The sequence below is a fragment of the Maritalea porphyrae genome, assembly GCF_030159895.1.
In the GTDB taxonomy this organism is placed as follows: Bacteria; Pseudomonadota; Alphaproteobacteria; order Rhizobiales; family Devosiaceae; genus Maritalea; species Maritalea porphyrae.
Map to the genome: position 1 here is coordinate 1,615,253 of NZ_BSNI01000002.1, position 21,500 is coordinate 1,636,752.

At 51.2% G+C, this 21,500-nt stretch carries 26 protein-coding genes; 17 read left to right on the forward strand and 9 right to left on the reverse strand.

Annotated features, from left to right (window positions below; genetic code table 11):
* Positions 1 to 9 precede the first annotated feature (9 nt).
* The 8 genes from QQL65_RS11295 to QQL65_RS11330 all read left to right on the forward strand — a co-directional run bounded on the left by QQL65_RS11295 (position 10) and on the right by QQL65_RS11330 (position 8,402).
* The gene (locus QQL65_RS11295) at positions 10 to 672 is read left to right on the forward strand and encodes an amino acid ABC transporter permease (protein WP_284364581.1); all 663 of its coding nucleotides are present in this window, start codon (positions 10 to 12) and stop codon (positions 670 to 672) included.
* On the forward strand, positions 669 to 1,391 hold the full coding sequence (locus QQL65_RS11300) for an amino acid ABC transporter ATP-binding protein (RefSeq protein WP_284364584.1): 723 nt from the start codon (positions 669 to 671) through the stop codon (positions 1,389 to 1,391). Before QQL65_RS11295 ends, QQL65_RS11300 begins: the two co-directional genes overlap by 4 nt.
* Before the next feature lie 83 nt (positions 1,392 to 1,474).
* Positions 1,475 to 2,434 carry a dihydrodipicolinate synthase family protein gene (locus QQL65_RS11305; RefSeq protein WP_284364586.1) on the forward strand — a complete coding sequence of 320 codons (960 nt, stop codon included), beginning with the start codon at positions 1,475 to 1,477 and terminating at the stop codon, positions 2,432 to 2,434.
* 45 nt (positions 2,435 to 2,479) lie between these two features.
* Positions 2,480 to 3,910, forward strand: a complete 1,431-nt coding sequence (locus tag QQL65_RS11310; protein WP_284364588.1) for an aldehyde dehydrogenase family protein — start codon at positions 2,480 to 2,482, stop codon at positions 3,908 to 3,910.
* A gap of 68 nt (positions 3,911 to 3,978) precedes the next feature.
* On the forward strand, positions 3,979 to 5,223 hold the full coding sequence (locus tag QQL65_RS11315) for an NAD(P)/FAD-dependent oxidoreductase (RefSeq protein ID WP_284364592.1): 1,245 nt from the start codon (positions 3,979 to 3,981) through the stop codon (positions 5,221 to 5,223).
* Positions 5,224 to 5,232: 9 nt separating this feature from the next.
* Positions 5,233 to 6,234 (forward strand): 4-hydroxyproline epimerase, encoded by a 1,002-nt coding sequence (locus QQL65_RS11320; RefSeq protein WP_284364594.1) that lies wholly within the window; start codon positions 5,233 to 5,235, stop codon positions 6,232 to 6,234.
* Positions 6,235 to 6,261: 27 nt separating this feature from the next.
* On the forward strand, positions 6,262 to 7,362 hold the full coding sequence (locus QQL65_RS11325) for a cis-3-hydroxy-L-proline dehydratase (protein WP_284364595.1): 1,101 nt from the start codon (positions 6,262 to 6,264) through the stop codon (positions 7,360 to 7,362).
* Between the two features lie 8 nt (positions 7,363 to 7,370).
* Complete coding sequence (locus QQL65_RS11330; RefSeq protein ID WP_284364597.1) at positions 7,371 to 8,402, forward strand: trans-3-hydroxy-L-proline dehydratase; 1,032 nt, start codon at positions 7,371 to 7,373, stop codon at positions 8,400 to 8,402.
* Between the two features lie 316 nt (positions 8,403 to 8,718).
* Here QQL65_RS11330 and QQL65_RS11335 read toward each other — a convergent pair whose 3' ends face one another.
* From QQL65_RS11335 to rirA, 3 genes are all read right to left on the reverse strand, one after another.
* Positions 8,719 to 9,087: a DUF6404 family protein gene (locus tag QQL65_RS11335; protein WP_284364598.1), complete on the reverse strand. Its 369-nt coding sequence runs from the start codon at positions 9,085 to 9,087 to the stop codon at positions 8,719 to 8,721.
* Positions 9,084 to 9,446, reverse strand: coding sequence for a DUF6404 family protein (locus tag QQL65_RS11340; RefSeq protein ID WP_284364600.1), 363 nt, complete (start codon positions 9,444 to 9,446; stop codon positions 9,084 to 9,086). Before QQL65_RS11340 ends, QQL65_RS11335 begins: the two co-directional genes overlap by 4 nt.
* A gap of 70 nt (positions 9,447 to 9,516) precedes the next feature.
* Positions 9,517 to 9,990, reverse strand: a complete 474-nt coding sequence (rirA, locus tag QQL65_RS11345; protein ID WP_284364601.1) for an iron-responsive transcriptional regulator RirA — start codon at positions 9,988 to 9,990, stop codon at positions 9,517 to 9,519.
* Between the two features lie 119 nt (positions 9,991 to 10,109).
* Here rirA and QQL65_RS11350 point away from each other — a divergent pair, with 119 nt between their 5' ends.
* Positions 10,110 to 10,781 (forward strand): NnrU family protein, encoded by a 672-nt coding sequence (locus QQL65_RS11350; protein ID WP_284364603.1) that lies wholly within the window; start codon positions 10,110 to 10,112, stop codon positions 10,779 to 10,781.
* Here QQL65_RS11350 and QQL65_RS11355 read toward each other — a convergent pair.
* Positions 10,778 to 11,428, reverse strand: a complete 651-nt coding sequence (locus QQL65_RS11355) for an NUDIX hydrolase (RefSeq protein WP_284364604.1) — start codon at positions 11,426 to 11,428, stop codon at positions 10,778 to 10,780. The two genes, QQL65_RS11350 and QQL65_RS11355, sit on opposite strands and share 4 nt — an antisense overlap.
* Before the next feature lie 23 nt (positions 11,429 to 11,451).
* A complete protein-coding gene (locus tag QQL65_RS11360; protein ID WP_284364605.1) occupies positions 11,452 to 12,768 on the reverse strand; it encodes a lipopolysaccharide biosynthesis protein in 1,317 nt (438 codons plus the stop codon).
* 159 nt (positions 12,769 to 12,927) lie between these two features.
* On the opposite strand from QQL65_RS11360, the gene QQL65_RS11365 reads away from it, so the two are divergent.
* From QQL65_RS11365 to QQL65_RS11390, 6 genes are all read left to right on the forward strand, one after another.
* Positions 12,928 to 13,158: a hypothetical protein gene (locus QQL65_RS11365; protein ID WP_284364607.1), complete on the forward strand. Its 231-nt coding sequence runs from the start codon at positions 12,928 to 12,930 to the stop codon at positions 13,156 to 13,158.
* 121 nt (positions 13,159 to 13,279) lie between these two features.
* Complete coding sequence (locus QQL65_RS11370) at positions 13,280 to 14,392, forward strand: ABC transporter substrate-binding protein (protein WP_284364608.1); 1,113 nt, start codon at positions 13,280 to 13,282, stop codon at positions 14,390 to 14,392.
* Positions 14,373 to 15,443 (forward strand): FecCD family ABC transporter permease, encoded by a 1,071-nt coding sequence (locus tag QQL65_RS11375; RefSeq protein ID WP_284364611.1) that lies wholly within the window; start codon positions 14,373 to 14,375, stop codon positions 15,441 to 15,443. Before QQL65_RS11370 ends, QQL65_RS11375 begins: the two co-directional genes overlap by 20 nt.
* Positions 15,440 to 16,249, forward strand: coding sequence for an ABC transporter ATP-binding protein (locus tag QQL65_RS11380; protein ID WP_284364614.1), 810 nt, complete (start codon positions 15,440 to 15,442; stop codon positions 16,247 to 16,249). The genes QQL65_RS11375 and QQL65_RS11380 overlap by 4 nt, the downstream gene beginning before the upstream one ends.
* Entirely contained in the window at positions 16,224 to 16,523 is a 300-nt protein-coding gene (locus tag QQL65_RS11385; RefSeq protein WP_284364616.1) for a DUF2218 domain-containing protein, read from the forward strand. The genes QQL65_RS11380 and QQL65_RS11385 overlap by 26 nt, the downstream gene beginning before the upstream one ends.
* Positions 16,524 to 16,597: 74 nt before the next feature.
* The gene (locus tag QQL65_RS11390) at positions 16,598 to 17,407 is read left to right on the forward strand and encodes an isocitrate lyase/PEP mutase family protein (protein WP_284364619.1); all 810 of its coding nucleotides are present in this window, start codon (positions 16,598 to 16,600) and stop codon (positions 17,405 to 17,407) included.
* 7 nt (positions 17,408 to 17,414) lie between these two features.
* On the opposite strand, the gene QQL65_RS11395 is transcribed toward QQL65_RS11390, so the two are convergent.
* Both QQL65_RS11395 and QQL65_RS11400 read right to left on the reverse strand, forming a co-directional pair.
* Positions 17,415 to 17,711 carry an AzlD family protein gene (locus QQL65_RS11395; RefSeq protein ID WP_284364621.1) on the reverse strand — a complete coding sequence of 99 codons (297 nt, stop codon included), beginning with the start codon at positions 17,709 to 17,711 and terminating at the stop codon, positions 17,415 to 17,417.
* Complete coding sequence (locus QQL65_RS11400; protein WP_284364624.1) at positions 17,711 to 18,421, reverse strand: AzlC family ABC transporter permease; 711 nt, start codon at positions 18,419 to 18,421, stop codon at positions 17,711 to 17,713. The genes QQL65_RS11395 and QQL65_RS11400 overlap by 1 nt, the downstream gene beginning before the upstream one ends.
* 111 nt (positions 18,422 to 18,532) lie before the next feature.
* Between QQL65_RS11400 and QQL65_RS11405 the strand changes: the two genes are divergently transcribed.
* Positions 18,533 to 19,087: a helix-turn-helix domain-containing protein gene (locus tag QQL65_RS11405; protein ID WP_284364626.1), complete on the forward strand. Its 555-nt coding sequence runs from the start codon at positions 18,533 to 18,535 to the stop codon at positions 19,085 to 19,087.
* A 3-nt stretch (positions 19,088 to 19,090) separates the two neighbouring features.
* Here QQL65_RS11405 and QQL65_RS11410 read toward each other — a convergent pair whose 3' ends face one another.
* On the reverse strand, positions 19,091 to 19,369 hold the full coding sequence (locus QQL65_RS11410; RefSeq protein WP_284364629.1) for a YciI family protein: 279 nt from the start codon (positions 19,367 to 19,369) through the stop codon (positions 19,091 to 19,093).
* Positions 19,370 to 19,443: 74 nt separating this feature from the next.
* Entirely contained in the window at positions 19,444 to 20,025 is a 582-nt protein-coding gene (locus QQL65_RS11415) for an ATP-dependent Clp protease proteolytic subunit (protein WP_284364631.1), read from the reverse strand.
* A 293-nt stretch (positions 20,026 to 20,318) separates the two neighbouring features.
* On the opposite strand from QQL65_RS11415, the gene QQL65_RS11420 reads away from it, so the two are divergent.
* Positions 20,319 to 21,491 carry a M20 aminoacylase family protein gene (locus QQL65_RS11420; protein ID WP_284364634.1) on the forward strand — a complete coding sequence of 391 codons (1,173 nt, stop codon included), beginning with the start codon at positions 20,319 to 20,321 and terminating at the stop codon, positions 21,489 to 21,491.
* The last annotated feature ends 9 nt before the right edge of the window (positions 21,492 to 21,500 follow it).

Sequence of the window (21,500 nt, forward strand, 5' to 3'; positions counted from 1 at the left end):
AGTAATTCGATGAACGAACCGATTTCTTTCTTCTCCGGCTTTGGCCCAAAAGACCTTTGGTTTTTGGCGCAAGCTGCATGGCAAACACTGATCATTTCAGTGCTGTCGATTTCAGCGGGAACTGTGCTTGGCATTTTCTTTGGCTGGATTTTGTCCGAAAGCAAAATCGCAGGCGCAATCACGCTCGGCTTTGTGCTCGATGCATTCCGTTCGGTGCCGCTGATTATCCAACTGGTGTTATTCTACAACTTGTTCAACGTCGTTGGCTTGGCAATGAACCCGTTTTGGGCAGGCGTGATCATCCTGGGTGTCTACACATCAGCGCTGGTCGCAAATGTCGCCCGTGGTGGTATTGAAGCGGTGGGGGCACCAATGCGCCGGGCAGGGCGATCACTTGGCCTGAGCTACCTGCAAACCATGCAACATGTGGTTTGGCCCATTGGCTTGCGCGCCGTGTTCCCATCTTGGGTTGGCGTTGCGCTTGGTGTGCTCAAAGATAGCGCGCTTGTGTCAGTGCTTGGCCATCCAGAACTATTGAAAGTCGCGCGGGATCTCATCACGCGCACCCAACAACCCTTGCTTGTGCTTGCGGTAGCTGGCGCGTTCTATTTCGCGCTTTCTTATCCGATTTCACGCTATGCGGCACATCTTGAAAGGAAGTGGCAGTCATGATCGAGATTAAAGATCTACACAAATATTTCGGTGATCTGCATGTGCTTAAAGGCATCGATCTGAACGTGCAAAAGGGCGAAGTGCTCTCCATCATCGGCGCATCAGGTTCCGGAAAATCCACGTTGCTCTATTGCATCAATGGGCTGGAAGCGATCCAAAAAGGCGAAGTGCTGGTTGACGGCGTGTCTGTGCACGCCAAAGACACGGACCTGAACAAGTTGCGCACAAAAATGGGCATGGTGTTCCAGCAGTTCAATTCGTTCCCACACCTCACGGCGCTCGAAAATGTGGCGTTGGCCCCAAAGATTGTTAAGGGAAAATCAAAAGCAGAAGCCAAAGAAATTGCCCGTGCGCAGCTCGAGCATGTTGGTCTTGGCGACAAAATCGACAACTACCCATCAGCGCTTTCAGGTGGTCAGCAGCAACGCTTGGCGATTGCCCGCGCGCTGGCAATGGAGCCAGAATATATGCTGTTTGATGAAGCAACGTCGGCGCTGGACCCAGAGCTTGTGGGTGAGGTGCTTGATACGATGCGCTTGCTGGCAGAAGAGGGCATGACCATGATTTGTGTAACCCACGAAATGGGCTTCGCCCGTGATGTGAGTGACCGTGTCGCCTACTTCCACCAAGGCATCATGGAAGAAATAGGCCCACCAAAACAAATTTTCGGTGAACCAACGAGTGAACATACGGCGAAATTCTTGGCCAACGTTCGATAAGTCTGATTAACATTATATCCAATATACGGATGGGCGGACAATTTGGTGCGCGCACCCAAAAGCGATCTTCAAAGGAACTACAAATGAACGCAAATATCTTTTCTGGCTGCATTCCAGCATTGATGACACCTTGCAAAGCGGACCGCTCCGTTGATTTCGATGCGTTGGTGAAAAAGGGCAAAGAGCTGATCGATGCAGGCATGTCTGCAGTGGTTTACTGCGGTTCGATGGGCGACTGGCCTTTGCTAACAGACGCTGACCGCATGGAAGGTGTTGCCCGTCTTGTTGCAGCCGGCATCCCAACAATCGTTGGCACTGGCGCGGTAAATTCAAAAATTGCAGCGGAACATGCAGCCCATGCGCAAAAAGTTGGTGCACACGGCCTGATGGTTATTCCACGTGTTTTGTCGCGCGGCAGTTCAATGGCGGCGCAACGCAATCACTTTGCTGCGATTTTGGAAGCGGCACCTGATTTGCCTGCTGTGATTTACAACAGCCCTTATTATGGCTTTGCAACCCGCGCTGATTTGTTCTTTGACTTGCGTAAAGACTATCCAAATCTGATTGGCTTCAAAGAGTTTGGTGGCGCTGATGATTTGCGCTATGCGGCTGAATTCATCACCAGCAAGGATGATAGCGTCAACCTGATGATTGGTGTGGATACCCAAGTGTTCCACGGCTATGTGAATTGTGGCGCTGGTGGTTCAATTACAGGCATCGGTAACGCACTGCCAAAAGAAGCATTGCACCTTGTTGCGCTGTGTGAAAAAGCGGCTCAAGGCGATGCTGTAGCGCGTGTTCGCGCGCTTGAATTGGACACTGCGTTCCAAGTTCTCTCTTCGTTCGATGAAGGTGCAGATTTGGTGCTCTACTATAAATATCTGATGGTGCTGCAAGGCGATGCTGAATATGAATTGCATTTCAACGAAACAGATGCACTCTCAGACAGTCAGCGCAACTATGCGAAGCAGCAATTTGACCTGTTCCAAACATGGTACAAAAGCTGGAGCCAGCAGCCTGACGTGATCGCGCTTGCAGCGTAAGCTGAACTCATCAGAATCAATTTGCCCAGAAAGTTGAGCAACTCAATGGAATATAAAAGCTTTATCGGCGGCGCGTGGGAAGAAACTTCCGCGTCGACACCAAACATAAACCCTTCGGACACATCTGACATTTTGGGCCACGCTGCCGTTTCAGAAGCAGCTGATATGGACCGTGCAATTGATGCGGCTCACACTGCCGCTGTACAGTGGGCCGCTTCAACGCCGCAACAGCGCTTTGATGTTTTGGATTTTATCGCCAATGAAATTCTGGCACGTAAAGCAGAACTTGGTGAATTGCTGTCGCGCGAAGAAGGCAAGACCTTGCCTGAAGGCATCGGCGAAGCTGCACGCGCAGGCCAAATCTTTAAATTCTTTGCAGGCGAAACGTTGCGCCAGACAGGTGATCATTTGGCATCTGTGCGTCCGGGTATCGACGTAGACGTCACCCGTTCTCCGGTAGGTGTTGTTGGTCTCATTACCCCTTGGAATTTCCCAATTGCGATTCCAGCATGGAAAATTGCCCCAGCACTAGCGTTCGGCAACGCGGTTGTGTTGAAACCCGCTGAGTTGGTGCCTGGTTGCGCACATGCTTTGGCTGATATTATTTCGCGTTCTGGCTTGCCTGAAGGCGTGTTTAACCTCGTGTTTGGTCGCGGCTCAAAAGTCGGTCCGCAACTGATCGGCTCGAACAAAGTCAACGCCATCAGCTTCACCGGTTCAGTACCAACAGGTCGCGGCATTGCAGCAGAATGTGGTCAATTGTTGAAAAAAGTACAGCTAGAGATGGGCGGCAAAAACCCAATGGTTGTGCTTGATGATGCTGATTTGGACATTGCGGTTGATGCGTCGCTCAATGGTGCGTTCTTCTCAACTGGCCAGCGTTGCACAGCTTCGTCTCGTTTGGTTGTCACGGAAGGTATTCACGACAAATTTGTTGCGGCGTTGGAAGAGAAAATGACCGCGCTTAATGTCGGTCATGCATTGCGGTCGGACACACAAATTGGCCCGGTAGTTGATGCGAACCAGCTTCAGCAAGATCTCGACTATGTCGATATTGCAGCCAAAGAAGGCAGCAAGGTTGTTGGCGGTCAGCGCCTTAACCGCGACACAGAAGGCTTCTTTATGGCGCCAGCATTGGTGACCGAAACCACCAATGGCATGCGCATCAACCAAGAAGAAGTGTTTGGCCCTGTAGCAAGTGTTATCCGTGTAAAGGATTATGACGAAGCCTTGGCAGTGGCCAACGACACTGAGTTTGGTCTGTCGTCTGGCATTTGCACAACGTCGCTAAAGCATGCAAGCCACTTCAAGGCGCATGCCGAAGCAGGCATGGTGATGGTGAATTTGCCAACTGCGGGCGTTGATTATCACGTGCCATTTGGTGGCACCAAAGGCTCAAGCTTTGGATCACGCGAACAAGGTGCGTATGCGGCTGAGTTCTACACAACAGTCAAAACAGCTTACACGCTTCCATAATAAACATCATTGTGCTCGGCGGATCGTCGCCGGGCACAAGCTCCCCATATTTCTAGGTCGGAATGCTTATGTCCAACACTGATACGCAACATGATGTGATTATTGTCGGGGCAGGGATTATCGGTCTTTCCATCGCCCACTATTTGCAACAAGAAGGCCGCCGCGTCACGCTGGTTGACCGCAAGGGCATCGCGCAAGAAGCAAGTTTTGGTAATGCGGCAGCTTTTGCTGTGACTGACCTTTTGCCCCTGGCATCGCCTGGTATGTTGCTCAAGGCGCCAAAATGGTTGATGGACCCGCTTGGGCCTTTGTCTATACGACCATCATATTTGCCGAAAATCACACTGTTTCTACTCAAGTTTTTCCGCGCTAGTTGGCCTGATCAATATCAGCGTTCCATCAGTGCGCAGGCAGATTTGATGAACTTAGCGCGCGATGAGATATCAAAAATTGCGCAAATGCCGAAAATGGGCAATCAAATCCGCACAGATGGCGCGTTGCATTTGTATGAAAATGAAGCCGACGAGCATGCCAACGTTGAAAATAGTGAAATGCGCAAAAAGCATGGCATCCCATTTCGTCATGTGACAGGTGATGAACTGGCTGAGCTTCAGCCGGGACTATCGCCGCACATCAAAAGCGCTACCTTTTTGCCAAGCTGGCAAACCGTTGATGACCCATTCAATTGGGCCATGTCCGTGTGGGAAATGGTGCGCTCGGACGGTGGCGAACTGATCACGCAAGAGGTGAAAACCGTTTCGCGCGATGGAGCGATAACTCTGGGCGATGGTACAGTCCTGAAGGGCAAGAACATTATCATTGCTGCTGGCGCTTGGTCACACAGGCTGACGGCTCAATTGGGTGACAAAATACCGCTTGAAACTGAGCGTGGGTACAACACCACACTGCCAATTGGTGCGTTCGATTTGAAGCGACAGTTGATCTTTGGCAGCCACGGCTTTGTTATGACTCCGCTTTCCATAGGCATCCGCGTTGGTGGTGCGGTGGAATTTGCCGGTTTGGAAGCAGAACCGAACTACAAGCGCTCCGAGATCATGCTGCAAAAAGCCAAAAAATTCTTGCCCAGTTTAGGCACCTCAAACGGCACCCAATGGATGGGCTTTCGCCCCTCGCTGCCAGATACATTGCCTGCAATCGGCCACGCCACAGCAAGCAACAAAATCACCTATGCGTTTGGTCATGGGCATTTGGGGCTGACCCAAAGTTTGGCCACGGCAAAACTGGTTGCTGATCTGGTGGCTGAACGCCCGACGGCAATTGATATGACCCCGTTTAACCCGTCTCGCTTTTAGGAACATATTATGGCGAAGCACACTTTTAGATGCATTGATGGACACACATGCGGCAATCCGGTTCGGCTGGTGGCCGAAGGTGGACCGTCGCTTCAAGGCGCAAACATGCTCGAAAAACGCGCGCACTTTTTGGCCGAATATGATTGGGTGCGCACAGCTCTAATGTTTGAGCCGCGTGGTCACGACGTGATGTCTGGGTCGATCCTTTACCCACCCACACGCGATGATTGCGACATCGCCATCTTGTTCATCGAAACATCGGGTTGTTTGCCCATGTGCGGACACGGCACCATCGGCACTGTCACCATGGCGCTTGAAGAGGGCTTGGTAACGCCCAAAGAGCCGGGCACCTTGTGGCTAGACGCCCCTGCGGGCCGCATCAAGGCAGAATATACAATGGCCGACGGGTTCGTCGAAGAAGTGCGCATCACCAATGTGCCGAGCTTTTTGTACGCAACTGGCATGACCGCCGAAATCGAAGAACTGGGTGAAATAACAGTCGATGTGGCTTATGGCGGCAATTTCTATGCGATTGTGGAACCGCAAAGTCACTTCAAAGATATTGAAGGACTATCCTCGCTCGATTTGATCCGATGGTCGCCCAAATTGCGTGCCGCGCTAAATGAGAAATATGAATTTCAGCACCCTGAACATGAACAGATCAACGGCCTAAGCCATATCCTTTGGACGGGAGCCGCACGCGACCCTGAGGCATCTGCCCGCAACGCGGTGTTTTATGGTGACAAGGCAATCGACAGATCACCTTGTGGCACAGGCACGTCGGCGCGGATGGCGCATTGGGCGGCCATGGGTGATTTGAAAGTTGGCGAAGATTTTATTCACGAAAGCATAATCGGTTCGCTGTTCCGCGGTCGAGTTGAAGCCGCCACCAAAGTCGGTGATAGAGATGCGATTATCCCATCGATCGGCGGCTGGGCACGCAAGACCGGCGATAACACCATTTATATCGATGATCGCGACCCGTTCAAACACGGATTTATCCTGCCTTAATAGGCAGCAATAAGGGAGTTCACAAAAATGAAAATCACAGGCGTACGGGTATACCAAATTGATTTGCCTCTAGTTGAAGGGCGCTACAATTGGTCAAACGGCAACTACATGGAAGTGTTTGATTCAACGGTGATCGCCGTTGAAACGGATGCTGGCATTACTGGCTATGCTGAATGCTGCCCGCTTGGCTCAGCCTATTTGCCCAGCTACGCGCTTGGCGTGCGCACAGGGCTGCAAGAACTCATTCCGCATGTGATCGGCCTTGATCCACGTGACCTCAATGTGATCAACAAAGCAATGGATGAAGGCCTGCGCGGCCATCCCTATGCCAAAGCGCCAATCGACATTGCGTGTTGGGATATTTTGGGCAAGTCGACGGGGCTTCCGGTCTACACGTTGCTCGGCGGCAAACAGCAAGACAAAGTGGCGCTATATCGCGCGATCAGCCAAGAAGACCCAGATGTGATGGCTAAGAAAATTGATGGCTATCGCAAAGAGGGATACACCAAGTTTCAGCTCAAAGTAGGCGGCGATGCCAACGACGATATCGCGCGCATTCACGCAACCCGCGAGGTGCTGGACAATGGCGAAGTGCTGGTGGCCGATGCCAACACGGGCTGGAACCGCCATGAGGCGGCACGCGTTGCCGCCGCCGTGGCCAATTTGGATGTATATATCGAACAGCCTTGCATGACTTACGAAGAGTGCCTTTCGATCCGTCGTCGCACAGCGCGACCATTCATCATGGATGAAAACATCTTTGATGAAGCGATGCTGCGCAAAGGCTTGGCCGATGATGCCATGGATGCGATCAACCTCAAAATTTCAAAGGTTGGGGGGCTCACCAAAGCGCGGTTGATGCGGGACATCTGCGTGAATGCGGGACTGGCGATGACCATTGAGGACACTTGGGGCGGTGACATCGTTACCGCAACCATTGCACACTTGGCTGCGTCAACGCCTGAAACCTTCAGCTTCTCCGCGACAGATTTCAATTCTTATGTGACAGTTGATTTCGCCAAAGGCGCGCCAAAGCGCGAAAATGGCTTTATGTCAGCAAATGATGCGCCGGGGCTTGGCATTGAACCAGATTTTGATGTGCTGGGTGAACCCGAATTTGAAATGTGAGCAGTGTGATGCGATCAAGCAAAACTATTCATGTTGTATCTTGCCACGCAGAAGGCGAGGTGGGGGATGTGATCGTCGGTGGCGTTGCGCCGCCACCGGGCGAAACCCTTTGGGAGCAACGCAAATATATTGAGCAAGACGAAACTTTGCGCAATTTCGTGCTCAACGAACCGCGCGGCGGGGTGTTCCGCCATGTCAATTTGTTGGTGCCGCCAAAAAATCCAAAAGCGCAAATGGGCTTCATCATCATGGAACCGGCAGACACGCCGCCCATGTCTGGCTCAAACTCAATTTGCGTCTCCACCGTGTTGCTCGATAGTGGCATTTTGCCAATGACGGAACCTGAAACGCATCTCACGCTGGAAGCGCCGGGCGGACTAATCAATGTGGTGGCACATTGCAAAGACGGCAAAGCCCAAAGCATTACCGTCACCAACGTCAAAAGCTTTGTAGATCAATTGCAAGTGCCTCTAAATGTTGAGGGTTTAGGCGAAATCATCGTTGATACCGCCTATGGCGGAGATAGCTTTGTGATGGTTGATGCAGCAACGTTGGGCGTTGAGATAAAGCCAGAAAACGCAAAGAAAATCGCGGAACTTGGTATGCGCATCACTGCTGCCGCAAACGATCAGTTGGGTTTCACCCATCCCGAAAATCCGGATTGGGATCACATTTCGTTCTGCCAATTCATGGGCCCCATCAGCCGTAAAGGTGACACGCTCACAGGCGCGAACGCAGTGGCGATCCGCCCGGGCAAAATCGACCGCTCGCCAACGGGCACTGGCTGCTCCGCGCGCATGGCGCTGATGCTGGCCAAGGGTGAGATGAACGAAAGCGACAAATATGTCGCCACCTCAATCACGGGCTCTCAATTTAATTGCGACATCGCAGAAGTCACCACATGTGGCGACCGCGACGCCATCCTTCCGCGTATTAATGGCCGCGCCTGGATAACCGGCACCCACCAGCACATGCTCGACCCTTCCGACCCTTGGCCAGAAGGCTATCGGTTGAGCGATACGTGGCCGATGCAGGGGTAATTCTCACCCCACCCTTAATCCCTCCCCATCAAGGGGAGGGAAACAAGAACCCGGATCAAGTCTGGGGTTGCCCTGTATTCTGCATAACTCATTTAGATGGGTGCTGGCCGTGCCGGCCCTTGAGCCGCGACCTTATTGTCTCTGATGCGTTGGATACGCAATATACGCTTGCATTCTCTCACCTTCGTCATCCTCGGGCTTGACCCGGGGATCCATGTGGTGAGGGCCAAAGCCGATGACTTGGTTGTTGTTGATTGTCAGCCCTGGATCCCCGCTTTCGCGAGGATGACGATTTTTGCAGGAACGGGTTTGTGGACTACAAATCCTCCCAGCGCGAGAGGTTGGCCCGTTTTGCCTGATGTCGAAGAAGCACCGGAATGATCGTTGCAAATACTAGAGTGCTAACTACCCAACCAACCCATCGTTCTTGTTCAAACCAACTAGATTTGTCACGCAGCAGTAACAGGCTAACCGCCGCCATAACAATGAAATAGAACGGGGCGGATCTCAGCCACATTTCGAAGTAGCTCGCGTAATAGATTGGGCGCAATTGGAGCTTCCTAACGCAAAAATCAAATGGCTTGTTTAATGCATTGAGCAGGCGAAACTTATCTGTACGCATTCCCTTTTGCTCCAACTCGACCAATGCGCGATCATACTTCTCTTCAAAATCACTCAAAATCACAAATCCTCCCAACGTGAAAGACCTTTGCGCCAAGCAATGAGTCGGAAAAAGCTGGCTAGCAGGAAGCAGTTCAAAACTGGAAATAGTGCAAACCCTACCCAGTAGCCTTGCGTCTTCATCAGGTCCTGATTGCCAAACAGCGTGTAGTCAAAAAGAAGTTTAGTTGGTGCGAATAGAGCGCCGTTGAAAATGACGATTTGCCAGAATGTCATGTGAAAAAGAGATGGCATTTCCCAACCCAATGTGCGGTTTAGCCAAAGTGGAACACCCGCTACACGTTTGGGTTTTGGGGACCAAAATACCCGTTTTTCGTACAACTCATTCGCCGCCGCCAACAGCTTTTCTTCGTAACTTTTCACGCGCAAATAGGCTCCGCAATATCTTAAAATATGCGGACAGATGATCTGACTCTGTGAAAAACGTCAAGCCTTAGGCGTCGGCTGTTTTCTTGGGTGCATCTTTCATTGCCATTTCAAGCTGCAAGAGCACATTGATGTTTCGGCGATTATCGGTCAGGTCTTCAATTGTGTATTCGTCCAACACGTTTAAAAACGCCACCAAAGCGCGATGCAGCGCGTGGTTGAGACCGCATGTGCCGGTGAGGGGGCAGGCGATATCATCGCCGCCTTCAAAGCACTCGGCCAAAGCAAAATTGTCCTCGGTTGAGCGCACAACTTCGCCTAGTTTCATCTCAGACGCGGGGCGACTAAGTTTGATGCCGCCGTGCCGACCGCGTACAGTTTCGACAAAGCCGCCGTGGTTGAGTACCTGCAAGATTTTGAACAAGAATGTCTCGGAAATTTTGTAAAACTCTGCGATGTCCGCAATGCGGCTAAGGCCATCATTGCTCGCGCAATACATCAAAATACGAACCGCATAATTGGACTGTTTGGTGAGGCGCATCGGTGAATCCTTGACTTTTACCCTCAGCTTTATAGCAACAAAAATCAAAAGGTGAAATGCCGCATTGATTTTTCCGTGCGTTTGCACAAATTCTAGCGCTGATCGAATAGGGGAATATTATGCTCAATTTTGCTGCCGCGCTGATTGCTTTTTTGGCCGCACATGTGGTGCCGCGTGCCACTGGTTTTCGTGATTGGGGAATCGAGCGCGTTGGCCGAAAAGCCTATATGACCTTCTATTCGGTCATGTCGTTAGCATTGCTGGCCTGGCTGGTGATTGCTGCCCTCAACGCGCCCTATATTGGGTTGTGGATGACCACCCAAGCGACGGCGGCACTGGCTATTATGATGATGTTGGTCTCCTGCATCCTATTCGCCACCGGCGTAACCCGCGCCAATAGCCTATCAATTTCATTTCGGGGCGGCGAAACCGATATTGAGCGGCCAGGTATTCTGGCCCTTGTGCGGCATCCCATCATTTTGGGCTTCTTGTTGTGGTCGGCTGCGCACCTATTGGTCAACGGAGATGTGGTTGGCGTGATCTTGTTCGGCGGCATGCTGCTCTTCAGTGTTTTGGGTATGCGCATTGCGCAAAAACGCGCTGAAAAACGACTGACGGATGAGCAGATCAAACGCTTTCATGCTGTCGCCGCTGGCCCTCTCAGGGAACGGATTGCGCGCGCTGCCAGCCCAAAGCTATATGTCGAAATCGTTGCTGGGCTGGCGTTTTTCTTCTTACTACTATTCGGGCATGAATACCTGATCGGCGTTAGCCCGCTTGCCTATTTCTAGCCCAATAGAAAAGCCCGAACGCGTGTGTGTAGTGGTTCGTAGGTGGTGGGGAGATCGTCGGCTTTCAAGATGAAGCTGGCCGCAGACCAAAGCGCCGCAACATGCATGGCCTGCAAGTGCAATGCGCCCGTTGAAATGGCTTGCATGACCTCCACAAAATCGCGCTTCACCGTGATGCAGAACTCGCCATCACCAGGATCAAAAGCGGTTTCGCCTTCGTCAATCGCGTCAAACGCGATGAAGCTATAAACCCAATTGTTGTGGGTGGCCGGGTTGGTCATCGATTTAAGTACCAGCTGCGCTGCGTCCACGCTGTGGCCAGTTTCTTCTTTGAGTTCGCGAATTGCTGCCGCGCGCGCCGCTTGTTCTGCACTCAGGCCCTCTTCTTTGTCCACCGCGCCGCCTGCCAAACCAAGCACGGGCTCGCCGATGCCGTGTCGATATTCATCGACCAACACTAGCTCATGAGTTGTGGCATCAAATGGGATTACATTCACCCAGTCTGAATAGCTGAACACATGATAGTCAAGAATATCACCATTTGCCGCGCGACATTTGTCCGTACGCACATCGATAAATCTGTCCTTGACGCGGGTTTGACTATCCAGCACCTCCCATTTTTGGGGGCGGTTGTTTTGATCCAGCATTTGTTCTCACTTTAAGTAGATCGTTAGGTGCGACGCACCAAGTATTTTTGCATTACAGGCAACAACGAAACATCTGTTCCAGTGACGCGTTTTGTGGTGCGCCAAACCATAAATGAACCGGCAAAATAGGAAAGAACTGCAGAAAGTGCTGCGCCAACAAGGCCAAGCATTGGCACCAAAACAATGTTGCAGACTATCAGCGCTGCTAGACCCGTGCCAACCGCCGGCAGCGTTGCGTAAGGGCGGTTGCGGGCGGAAAGAATTAGCGGGCCCGGGCCAAAGGCAGACCGCACGACCAAGCTGATGCACAAGATGACCAGGGGCCAGTAGCCACCGGAGAAGTCTTTGCCGAATATGGAAAGGACCAATGGGCTGGCGATGGCTATTACTAGGGTTAGCACAACAGCTAGTCCCGTTGCCATCAGGTTCGCATCGCCAATTTTTGCGCCCAACCCGTCCATGTCGTTTTTTGTCGCATCTTCCATCATACCAGGCATTGTTACGGCATAGACAGCCGTAATGCCGTAAGATGCGAGCACGAATATGCGTGTGCAGACACCGAATACGGCAATTTGTTCTTTGCTGAGAAAATTCGCCAAAACCAGCAAATCTGCATCGAAAAAGAAATCGGTAGATAGGGTGATGATGATCCAAGGCAACGCGAAATAGAACCAACGGCGCCAATCTGGCGCTGTGGCATTGTCGTTCGTCGGCAGAGCCGACAGTTGACGCAAGGTAATGGCGGTTTGTACCCCGATTACAACGCAATAGGTTATAGCGAGAACCCACAATAGCACCCGAATATTCTCTCCAGGCGCCGCCATTGCATAACTGGTTATCAGGGCAGCAACGATAAGCAGAGGTCTAAAAATTGTATCTGCGAAGAAACCCATAAATGGGCGTTTTAGGCCAACCAAAATTCCAGCATTAACAAAAAAGACCGAAGAGCCAACCGCCATGATGCTGATGGGCCACCACATATGTTCAAGATGTTCGCCCGTCACACCCAGAAAGTGAATCAATTGGCCCGCCAAATATGCGATCAGCAAACCTGGGAATAGAATTAAACCGTAGGAAAGCCATGCAAATGCGCGCAATCCTTTGCCATCGCCCTTAGCCGCATATTCAGCTGCAAAATAGGAGCCAACCGTTTGCATGCCCAAAGGCAGCATGATCGCCAACAAGTTGATAGTTGCGATAGCAATTAAGTACTCGCCAAGTTGCACTGATCCCCATAGGCGGGCAATCGCCGCTTGGGCCAAAAAAATAGTGCCGGCACCAGTAATCCTTACAGCGAACAGGATCGCAGACTTTGAAGCGAGTTGTTGGCGCAGCCCCATCTAGAAATTTCCATGCCGTTGTACCAATGAGCGGCCTATCGGTACGCGTGAGCGTTGATCAGGTCAAACGCACAATAGAGTCAATCATATTAAATCTTTGTAATGTGGCGCTGCGTGTCGCATTGCATTAACTTGACTATTATAATCATGATAATATAGATGAAGGCATTTATAGCCATATTATATGAGGGACACGCCATGTCCGATACGATCATTCGTCGACGCAAAAGCCTGCGCCAACCCTATCTAACAACAGTTCCAGCAACGGCATCCAAAGTTGTGTGTTTCGTCACCTGGCGAGACAGTGCGCAGCTTACGACGCCAGACTTACCCACGCTCCCCGATCACGCAAAACCCGTTTTGCATCACGATGTGGAAAAAGAGGACTAGAATAATCCTGTTTTTTAGAATCGTTCTAAACTATTGATTTTTTTGTTGATTCTGAATTTTCGTTCCGTTAGTGAAGCTGCGTCGCAAACAAGAGTATAATAATCATATTTTGGAGAGCTCCATGCTTCGATCAACATTTGCTGCCCTTTTGGTGGCCGCAACCTCAGCGATTGCGACCGCTGAACCCGTCACTGTCACAGACATCGCTGGCCGCACCGTCACATTGGATGCACCTGCCGAACGGATTGTCATTAGCGAAGGCCGTTATGTGCCGTTGCTTGCAGTTTTAAACCCAGAAAACCCGCTTGAGGGAATTGTTGGGATGATGAATTCAATCGGTTGGACAGACCCAGTGTTTGAACGTCAGGTATTTGAGAAGTTCCCCAAAGCAAAAGACATCCAGCTGTTCGGCAAGTCCAACAAGGAAAGCGTGTCCGTTGAAAAGATTATTGATCTAGCGCCACAGCTCGCGATTTTCGGCATCAACGATCATGGCCCCGACGCGAAAAATAAGGAGTTGATTGATCAGCTTACAGCGGCAGGCACTCAGATTGTGTTCATCGACTTCCGCATGGACCCGTTGGGCAACACGCAAAAGTCGGTTGAGTTGCTTGGCAAAGTGCTAGGGCATGAGGAGAACGCAAAAGCGTTCAATGATTTTTATGGTGCCAAGCTAAGCCTCATCAAAGAGCGTGTGGCCAAAATAGAAGAGCGTCCAAATGTCTTCTTGCAAGTCCATGTGGGTCGGTTTGACTGCTGTTGGGCAATGGCTGACGGTATGCTTGGACCATTCGTTGAAGTTGCTGGCGGCAACAATATTGCCGACAAAGTGGCGCCGGGGCCAACTGCACAACACACCGCAGAGTTTTTGCTGACCGAAAATCCAGATGTTTGGATCGGCACAGCTTCAGGTTCAGCAAAAAGCTGGAGCGAGGGCCAACCTCCTATGGCTTTAGGGGGAGATGTAGATCCAACTCTCGCATATGAGAGCCTGGCAAAAAGCGTAAGTGCGGAAGAATTTGCCGCTTTGGATGCGGTAAAGAACAAACGCGCGCATGCCATCTGGCACAATTTCTACAATACGCCATTCAACATTGTGGCGCTGGAAGCTTTCGCGAAGTGGATCCACCCAGAAGCATTTGCCGATCTAGACCCAGCCGCCACTTACAACGAGATATTTGAACGTTTCACACCGTTTGAAGTTGAAGGGACCTATGTCGCTTCACTCCGCTAATTATGTTGCTGACGCTGCGACCTTTGGTCAGCAATATAAGAAGTCCGAGGCGCAAAGGATCATTATCCTTTGCGTTCTCGGCGCTTCGCTTGTGATTGCGCTCTTACTTGATTTGGCCACAGGGCCGTCCGGCCTTGGCATAATCGAAGTCATAAAAGGAATTGCGTCGCCGCAAAACCTAGATCAACGCCAAGCCATAATCCTGTGGCAAGTTCGATTGCCAGATGCGCTCATTGCGCTCGCCGTTGGCGCGTCGCTTGGCTTGGCTGGGGCTGAAACTCAAACAATCTTGAATAATCCGTTGGCCAGCCCATTCACTTTGGGCGTTTCCGCAGCTGCAACTCTGGGCGCAAGCATAGCGATTGTCGTCGCGCCAACGATTCCTTTTGTTTCACCGGTGGCTGTTTTGCCTATAATGGCCCTGTTGTTTGCACTTGGCTCTGGCGCGCTAATCTTGGGGTTTATGCGCCTCGTTCACGGCGGTCGTGAGGCCATCATCTTGTTCGGTATTGCGCTCGTGTTTTTGTGCAATGCAATCACCGCCATGTTCCAATATGTGGCGAGCGCTGAAGCGGTTCAAGAAATCGTTTTTTGGACCGTCGGAAACCTGACGCGCGCTGGCTGGGTTGAAGTGCAACTGGTTAGCTTCTGCTTTTTACTAATCTTGCCGCTTTCGCTTCGCCATGTCTGGACAATGACGATGCTGCGCGCGGGCGAGGCACAAGCCGTTTCCCTTGGGTTGAACATCAATCGCCTGCGTACAATGACCATTGCGCGTGTTTCCGTCCTCACTGCGTTTGCGGTTTGTTTTGTGGGGGCGATTGGGTTTATCGGCCTTGTAGGACCACATATTGCAAGGCTTGTCTTGGGCGAGGATCACCGCTTCTTGTTGCCCGGTTCTGCCATTTGTGGCGCGCTGGTTTTGTCCCTTGCTTCTTATCTCTCCAAGGCGCTGATCCCCGGAATTGTCATCCCTGTCGGGATACTCACTGCCCTAGTTGGCGTGCCCATGTTCTTAGCCCTCATCACCATGAGGCGGCGGCAACTATGATTGAGTTATCGGTAAAAGACATAAGCGTGCATTACGGCAAGAACTGTGCATTGAACAATGTAAGCTTGCCAACTTTGCGAGCAGGTGATGTGCTTGGCCTTTTGGGGCCGAACGCAGCTGGAAAATCCACATTGATGCGCGCGGTAACTGGTGCCCAAAACCACAAGGGCACTGTCCAATTAAACGGTAAGAACCGCCAGCAGCACAAGCAAACAGATTGGCACAATCGCGTCGCCTTTATGCCGCAAACACCGCCGCAAGGTTCGGCACTCAAACCCATTGAATTGATGTGGAGCGCAACCAGGTCGCTGGGAATATCGTTCTCTGACAAGCAGTTGGCGGGGCACATTGAATCAATATTTGATGCGCTTGAACTCAACGATTTCGCTATGAAACCACTTGATGCTTTATCCGGGGGCAAGCGGCAATTGGTTGGCCTCGCACTTTGTATGCTGCGGCAACCACAAGTGCTTTTGCTCGACGAACCAACGTCGGCTCTTGATCTTTATTGGCGGATGGTCGTGCTCGACCTTGTGGCTGAGCATGTGCGCTCAACCGGCGCCATTGCCATTGCTGCGCTGCATGATATCGACCTAGCGGTGCGATATTGTTCTCATATAGCCATCATTGATCAGGGCAAACTGGTCGCCGCTGGAGCGCCCGCCGAAGTGATCACGCGCGAAAACCTTGCAAAAATCTATCACATCGATGCGGACATCACATTTGGCCCAAACAATCTGCCAAACGTTCACATCAACAAGCCACTTAGGGGAATGAATAATGAAACGCTCAACATCAATCTTTAAAACTGAAAAAGGCGAACGTTATCTGGGTCAATTGGTCAAGCATTTTGCCCACAAAATTGACGCACAATTGGACGGTGATCGCGGATATGCGAAGTTTGATTTTGGCAAAGCCAATTTGAGTGCAGATGCGGAAGGATTGCACATGGCTGTGGAAGCAAATGATGATGAAGCGCTGGCGCGCACAAAAGTCGTAATCGAAAGCCATCTCGTGCGTTTTGCATTTCGCGAAGAGCTTGAAAGCCTTGATTGGCAGGATTTTACAATCAACGCCTGATTGAAGGCGGCAAAGGGACTTGCGATCTTGTAATATTTATGTCAGCATTATTGACATAATTTGAGGAGATAGCCATGCCAACGCCTTCTGAATTTCGAAAACTACACAAGCCGGGTGAGCCGTTCATTTTGGCGAACGCTTGGGACATCGGCTCTGCCCGTATGTTGGAAGCACTTGGTGCAAAGGCCGTGGCCACATCGTCCGCGGCACTTGCCTTTGTGAAAGGGCAGAGCGATTTAGGTGACATCAGCCGTAACGACGCTTTGACCCACGCTGATGAGTTGAACAAAGCGGTGGAGCTGCCGCTAAATGGGGATTTCGAGAATGGTTTTGGACCGTCGCTAGATGATGTGATTGATACGATCAATGCATCAGGAAGTATCGGGATCGCAGGCTGCGGGATCGAAGATATGGATTTGCCAAGCACAGAGCCATATGCGTTTGAACGGGCTGTCGAGCGGATTGAAGCCGCTGCCGATGCGGCGCGTAAACTGCCATATGATTTTGTGCTAACGGCCCGCGCAGATGGTGTTATGCATGGCAAATATGATTTAGATGAGGCCATTCGACGCCTGCAAGCCTTCCAGAAGGCGGGTGCAGACGTGCTGTTTGCGCCAATGCCAGGCGACATGGAAGATGTGGCGCGGATATGCAAAGAGGTGGATGGGCCAATCAACGCAATCTGCGCTGGACCGTTCACTCAGAACACCATTGCTGATTATGCAGCAGCTGGCGTTGCACGCATTAGTTTGGGATCAAGTCTTGCGCGCATTACACATCGCGCAATTTTTGATGCGGCAAACGCAATGTTTGGTGACGGTGATTTCTCGTTGCTTGGCAAATCAATTGCTGGTGGCGAAATTGAAAAGCTGATCTTGCGCTAAGTGAAGATCAGCCAATCAGAGTGCGTAAGCCAACCAGAATGAAAAGGCTGGCGAACGTGCTGATGATGATTGAAAAGCGCATGGCGATAAGCGCAGCGGCGCAAAGTGCCAGCCCCTCAGCAATGCCATGCGTGACAAAAGACGGCGCCACGAGCGCCGTCAAAACAGCAGTCGGCACGGCGGCCAGAGCTGCGCGCAACCGATGATGGATTTCTCCAAATTGCGAAATAATCAGATGTCCGCCACATCGCGTGAGGTATGTGACGGCCGCGCAAGCAATGATGATAAGAACTGTGTTGGACATTATTTGGCCTCCGGCGGTTTGCTCATAGCAGCGCCAAGTAGCATGCCCGCAATACCACCAGCAGCTATATGCCAAGGGTTGCCGAGCGTGAAATAGGCAATCATCGAGACGGTTGCGCTGACGCCTAAAATTGGCCAGAAGAACCGACGCTGGCGAAAGCCCATTACAAGGCCCATAAAGTAAAGCGGCAGGATAAAATCAATGCCGTAAACCGCGGGGTCTTCAATGAGGCCGCCAAATAGGGCGCCCATCCAGCTCACCAAAATCCAAACGGAATAGAGTGGTGCCGCATATCCGAAGTAGTATGCAGGCGTGAGTTTGCCTTGCTCCGCGCGCGCTTCGCCAGTTGCGAATTGCGGATCAACCAAAAAGAAAAAGCTCAGGGCCTTCTGTAGTGGAGTGAAGCGGTCAAGGTGTTGGCTGATCGATGCGGAGTAAAGGACATGCCGGAAGTTCACCGCAAACACTGCCAAAATGATCGACCAAACCGGCACTTGTTGACCCAGCAGATCAAGCATTACAAATTGGCTAGCCCCAGCATAAATGCTAGCGGACGCAAAAACCGCAGTTGGAATGTCTAGGCCAGATTTTACAGCAACCGCGCCGAATAGTGCGCCAAATGGGATAACTGCAACTAAGATGGGCAGGGCATCAGTTAGGCCCTGCAACCATTCCGCTTTCCCAACCGTTTTCTGAACAGACGTCGTCATTTTACTTCTCCATCGGCAAATCACTTTTGCCTTACCGAACGTTGTTCGTTATAATGCACATTGTCATTGTTCGTCAAACCGAACGTTGTTCATTCTGTTGGAGAGATTTTTGTGACGCCAAATGCGCTTATAGCCAAAGCCGTATGCCGTGAGCGAGAAAAGGCGGGACTTAGCCTGTCCGCATTGGCCAAAAAGGCTGGATTGTCCAAGTCCACACTGTCCCAATTGGAAAGCGGGCAGGGCAATCCCAACATCGAAACGCTTTGGGCCATAGCTTATGCATTGGATGTGCCGTTTAGCTATTTGTTTGAGGTGGCTGAGCCGGATGTGACTTTGATCAGGGTTGATGAGGGTGAGCTGATCGACAGCACGATGACTGATCTCACAGCTGCCTTGCTGGCCAGTTGTCCGCCCAATGCACACCGAGACCTATATCGCGTCCACCTGAAAAAAGGGGAGGCGCGAAAAGCAGTGCCGCATCCCAAAGGCTCAGTTGAGCATGTGATTGTGATCGATGGCGAGTTGGAAGTCGGCCCCGCAGATCGTCCAGAACGTCTAAAGTCAGGCGACTACTTCCGCTATCCTGGTGACGAACAGCATGTTTACCAGGCGGTGTCGGACGAAGTGACCTTTATTTTGGTCATGCAAAGCCGCGCGAGCGAATAATGCCTATTTGTGCGTGATCGGTCGACGTGCCACAAATTCTGTGATCGTCATCTTGGAAACACCTTCGACAACAAACGGATCGGTTTTGCAGAAAGCCTCAAGCTCTTCGAAGTTGTTGGCTTGCGCGATGATCAAGCCGCCGGTGCGGGGCACCTTTGGTCCCCAAGTGATAAACGTGCCCTTGTCGCGCCCGTCATGGATGTAATCCATATGCGCGTCCAAGTGTTTTTCGATTTCCTCAATCGGTGCCACATATTCTAAATCGACAATGAAGTTGTTCATCCCGTTTCCTCAAAAAAGAAAACGCGCCACAAAGGGCGCGTTTGAAAATTCAGACTTTATAAGGCAGCGCCGAACTATTTCAATTCGTCTGCGCTTTTGATCACTTTGCCCAATAGGCCATACGCCAACGCTTCGTCTGTGTTCATCCAGAAGTCACGCTTTGTGTCTTCAGCAATCTTGTCCGCTGTTTGGCCAGTTGCTTCAGCAAACAGCTCTTCAAAACGACGACGCATTTGCTTGATTTGATCGGCTTGGATTTGGATGTCAGAAACCTGTCCGCCAACGCCACCAGAAGGTTGGTGCATCAAGAAACGCGTGTTTGGTAGGCACAAGCGGTTTGCTTTTTGCGCACCGATAAAGATCAAAGCGCCAGCGCTGGCAACCCAGCCAGAACCAATGGTGCGAACGGTAGGTTTGATGAACTTGATCACGTCATGCACCATGTCACCACTTTCCACGTGGCCACCTGGCGACGAAATAAACACATTGATCGGATCATCATTGTCTTCGGCGAGGGCCAACAAACGTGATGTCGCTTCGCGCGCCAACTTGTCGTTGATCTCGCCGGTAATCAGGACGGTACGGCTTTTAAAAAGCAGCTTTTCAACCGATGCGTTGTCCTGCTCGTCCTTCGCTTTATCTTTTTCTTCAGCCATAATGTTTCATCCCATATTCAGCTTCGCGCCCAAGGTGCGCTTGTGTTCTGCTTGATTTACATGGCCGCAAATCAAACGCAATGCAATTTGTATCGGACAGTTTATGATTCGCCTAAACTTATCGTAAATCGCCGTCACTGCCTCACTTAGGATGCGACCAACAAAGCTTCAAGGCAATTGATTGTGATCAGCTCATGTGTTGATGCGGTTTTTGCGATTGCATTTCACTTTTTGTCATGATCGAATGCACAAAAATTGGTTGCACCAATTGCAACAAATGTCAGGGGAATACTATGCCGATTATCAACCGCATCGCAGAATATCATGATGAATTGACCGAAATCCGTCGCGATATTCACGCACACCCAGAATTGGGATTTGAAGAACACCGCACTTCCGCGCTGGTGGCCGAAAAGCTCAAAGAGTTTGGCGTCGATGAGATTGTAACCGGGATTGGTCGCACGGGTGTTGTGGGCGTAATCAAGGGCAAAACCAACAAGTCTGGCCGGGTTATTGGTCTGCGTGCAGATATGGATGCGTTGCCGATTGAAGAAGCGCAACCCCATGAGCACAAATCCACAAACCCGGGCGTTATGCATGCTTGCGGCCATGATGGGCACACAACTATTTTGCTTGGAACCGCTAAATACTTGGCCGAGACTCGCAATTTTGATGGCACTGCAATCATGATTTTCCAACCCGCCGAAGAAGGCGGCGGGGGCGGTAATGAGATGGTCAAAGATGGTCTGATGGACCGTTTTGGCATCCAAGAAGTCTATGGCCTGCACAACGCGCCGGGCAGGGCGGTTGGGCACTTCGCCACAAGGCCTGGCTCTTTGATGGCTGCGGCTGACACGTTTTATATCGACATTGTGGGTAAAGGCTCTCACGCGGCGCGCCCACATTCAGGCATTGACCCGATCATCATCGGTACGGACCTGGTGCAAGCATTTCAAAAAATCGCATCACGCAACACTGACCCGCTCAAATCTGTGGTCGTATCAGTCACTACATTTCACGCTGGCGACACAGACAATGTGATCCCGCATACGGCGAATATCTCTGGCACCGTGCGCACGCTGGACGAAGACGTGCGCGATTTGGCGCAAGAACGGATCGAGCAAATTTGCAAATCAGTTGGTGAAATGCATGGCGCTGAAATAACCTGCAAATATAACCGCGAATATCCAGTGACCGTGAACAATGCCGAACGCGCGGCATTTGCTGTTGATGTGGCCAAGCAGATTGTGGGCGAAGATAAAGTCGTTGATGACACCGATCCAGTGATGGGCGCAGAGGACTTTTCGTTCATGCTCAATGCGCGCCCGGGTGCTTACATTTTCCTTGGGCAAGGCGATACTGCAGGCGTGCATCACCCTGATTATGATTTCAATGATGAAATCATCCCAACCGGTTGCTCCTATATGGTCAAACTGGTTGAGACAGGGATGCCTGCGCAAGGCTAAGACTTCCAG

Bases quoted from the DNA above. Each gene is read 5' to 3' on its own strand.
- QQL65_RS11295 (WP_284364581.1), top strand. From the start codon at position 10: ATGAACGAACCGATTTCTTTCTTCTCCGGCTTTGGCCCAAAAGACCTT.
- QQL65_RS11300 (WP_284364584.1), top strand. From the start codon at position 669: ATGATCGAGATTAAAGATCTACACAAATATTTCGGTGATCTGCATGTG.
- QQL65_RS11305 (WP_284364586.1), top strand. From the start codon at position 1,475: ATGAACGCAAATATCTTTTCTGGCTGCATTCCAGCATTGATGACACCT.
- QQL65_RS11310 (WP_284364588.1), top strand. From the start codon at position 2,480: ATGGAATATAAAAGCTTTATCGGCGGCGCGTGGGAAGAAACTTCCGCG.
- QQL65_RS11315 (WP_284364592.1), top strand. From the start codon at position 3,979: ATGTCCAACACTGATACGCAACATGATGTGATTATTGTCGGGGCAGGG.
- QQL65_RS11320 (WP_284364594.1), top strand. From the start codon at position 5,233: ATGGCGAAGCACACTTTTAGATGCATTGATGGACACACATGCGGCAAT.
- QQL65_RS11325 (WP_284364595.1), top strand. From the start codon at position 6,262: ATGAAAATCACAGGCGTACGGGTATACCAAATTGATTTGCCTCTAGTT.
- QQL65_RS11330 (WP_284364597.1), top strand. From the start codon at position 7,371: ATGCGATCAAGCAAAACTATTCATGTTGTATCTTGCCACGCAGAAGGC.
- rirA (WP_284364601.1), bottom strand. From the start codon at position 9,990: ATGCGCCTCACCAAACAGTCCAATTATGCGGTTCGTATTTTGATGTAT.
- QQL65_RS11350 (WP_284364603.1), top strand. From the start codon at position 10,110: ATGCTCAATTTTGCTGCCGCGCTGATTGCTTTTTTGGCCGCACATGTG.
- QQL65_RS11355 (WP_284364604.1), bottom strand. From the start codon at position 11,428: ATGCTGGATCAAAACAACCGCCCCCAAAAATGGGAGGTGCTGGATAGT.
- QQL65_RS11360 (WP_284364605.1), bottom strand. From the start codon at position 12,768: ATGGGGCTGCGCCAACAACTCGCTTCAAAGTCTGCGATCCTGTTCGCT.
- QQL65_RS11365 (WP_284364607.1), top strand. From the start codon at position 12,928: ATGAAGGCATTTATAGCCATATTATATGAGGGACACGCCATGTCCGAT.
- QQL65_RS11370 (WP_284364608.1), top strand. From the start codon at position 13,280: ATGCTTCGATCAACATTTGCTGCCCTTTTGGTGGCCGCAACCTCAGCG.
- QQL65_RS11375 (WP_284364611.1), top strand. From the start codon at position 14,373: ATGTCGCTTCACTCCGCTAATTATGTTGCTGACGCTGCGACCTTTGGT.
- QQL65_RS11380 (WP_284364614.1), top strand. From the start codon at position 15,440: ATGATTGAGTTATCGGTAAAAGACATAAGCGTGCATTACGGCAAGAAC.
- QQL65_RS11385 (WP_284364616.1), top strand. From the start codon at position 16,224: ATGAAACGCTCAACATCAATCTTTAAAACTGAAAAAGGCGAACGTTAT.
- QQL65_RS11390 (WP_284364619.1), top strand. From the start codon at position 16,598: ATGCCAACGCCTTCTGAATTTCGAAAACTACACAAGCCGGGTGAGCCG.
- QQL65_RS11395 (WP_284364621.1), bottom strand. From the start codon at position 17,711: ATGTCCAACACAGTTCTTATCATCATTGCTTGCGCGGCCGTCACATAC.
- QQL65_RS11400 (WP_284364624.1), bottom strand. From the start codon at position 18,421: ATGACGACGTCTGTTCAGAAAACGGTTGGGAAAGCGGAATGGTTGCAG.
- QQL65_RS11410 (WP_284364629.1), bottom strand. From the start codon at position 19,369: ATGAACAACTTCATTGTCGATTTAGAATATGTGGCACCGATTGAGGAA.
- QQL65_RS11415 (WP_284364631.1), bottom strand. From the start codon at position 20,025: ATGGCTGAAGAAAAAGATAAAGCGAAGGACGAGCAGGACAACGCATCG.
- QQL65_RS11420 (WP_284364634.1), top strand. From the start codon at position 20,319: ATGCCGATTATCAACCGCATCGCAGAATATCATGATGAATTGACCGAA.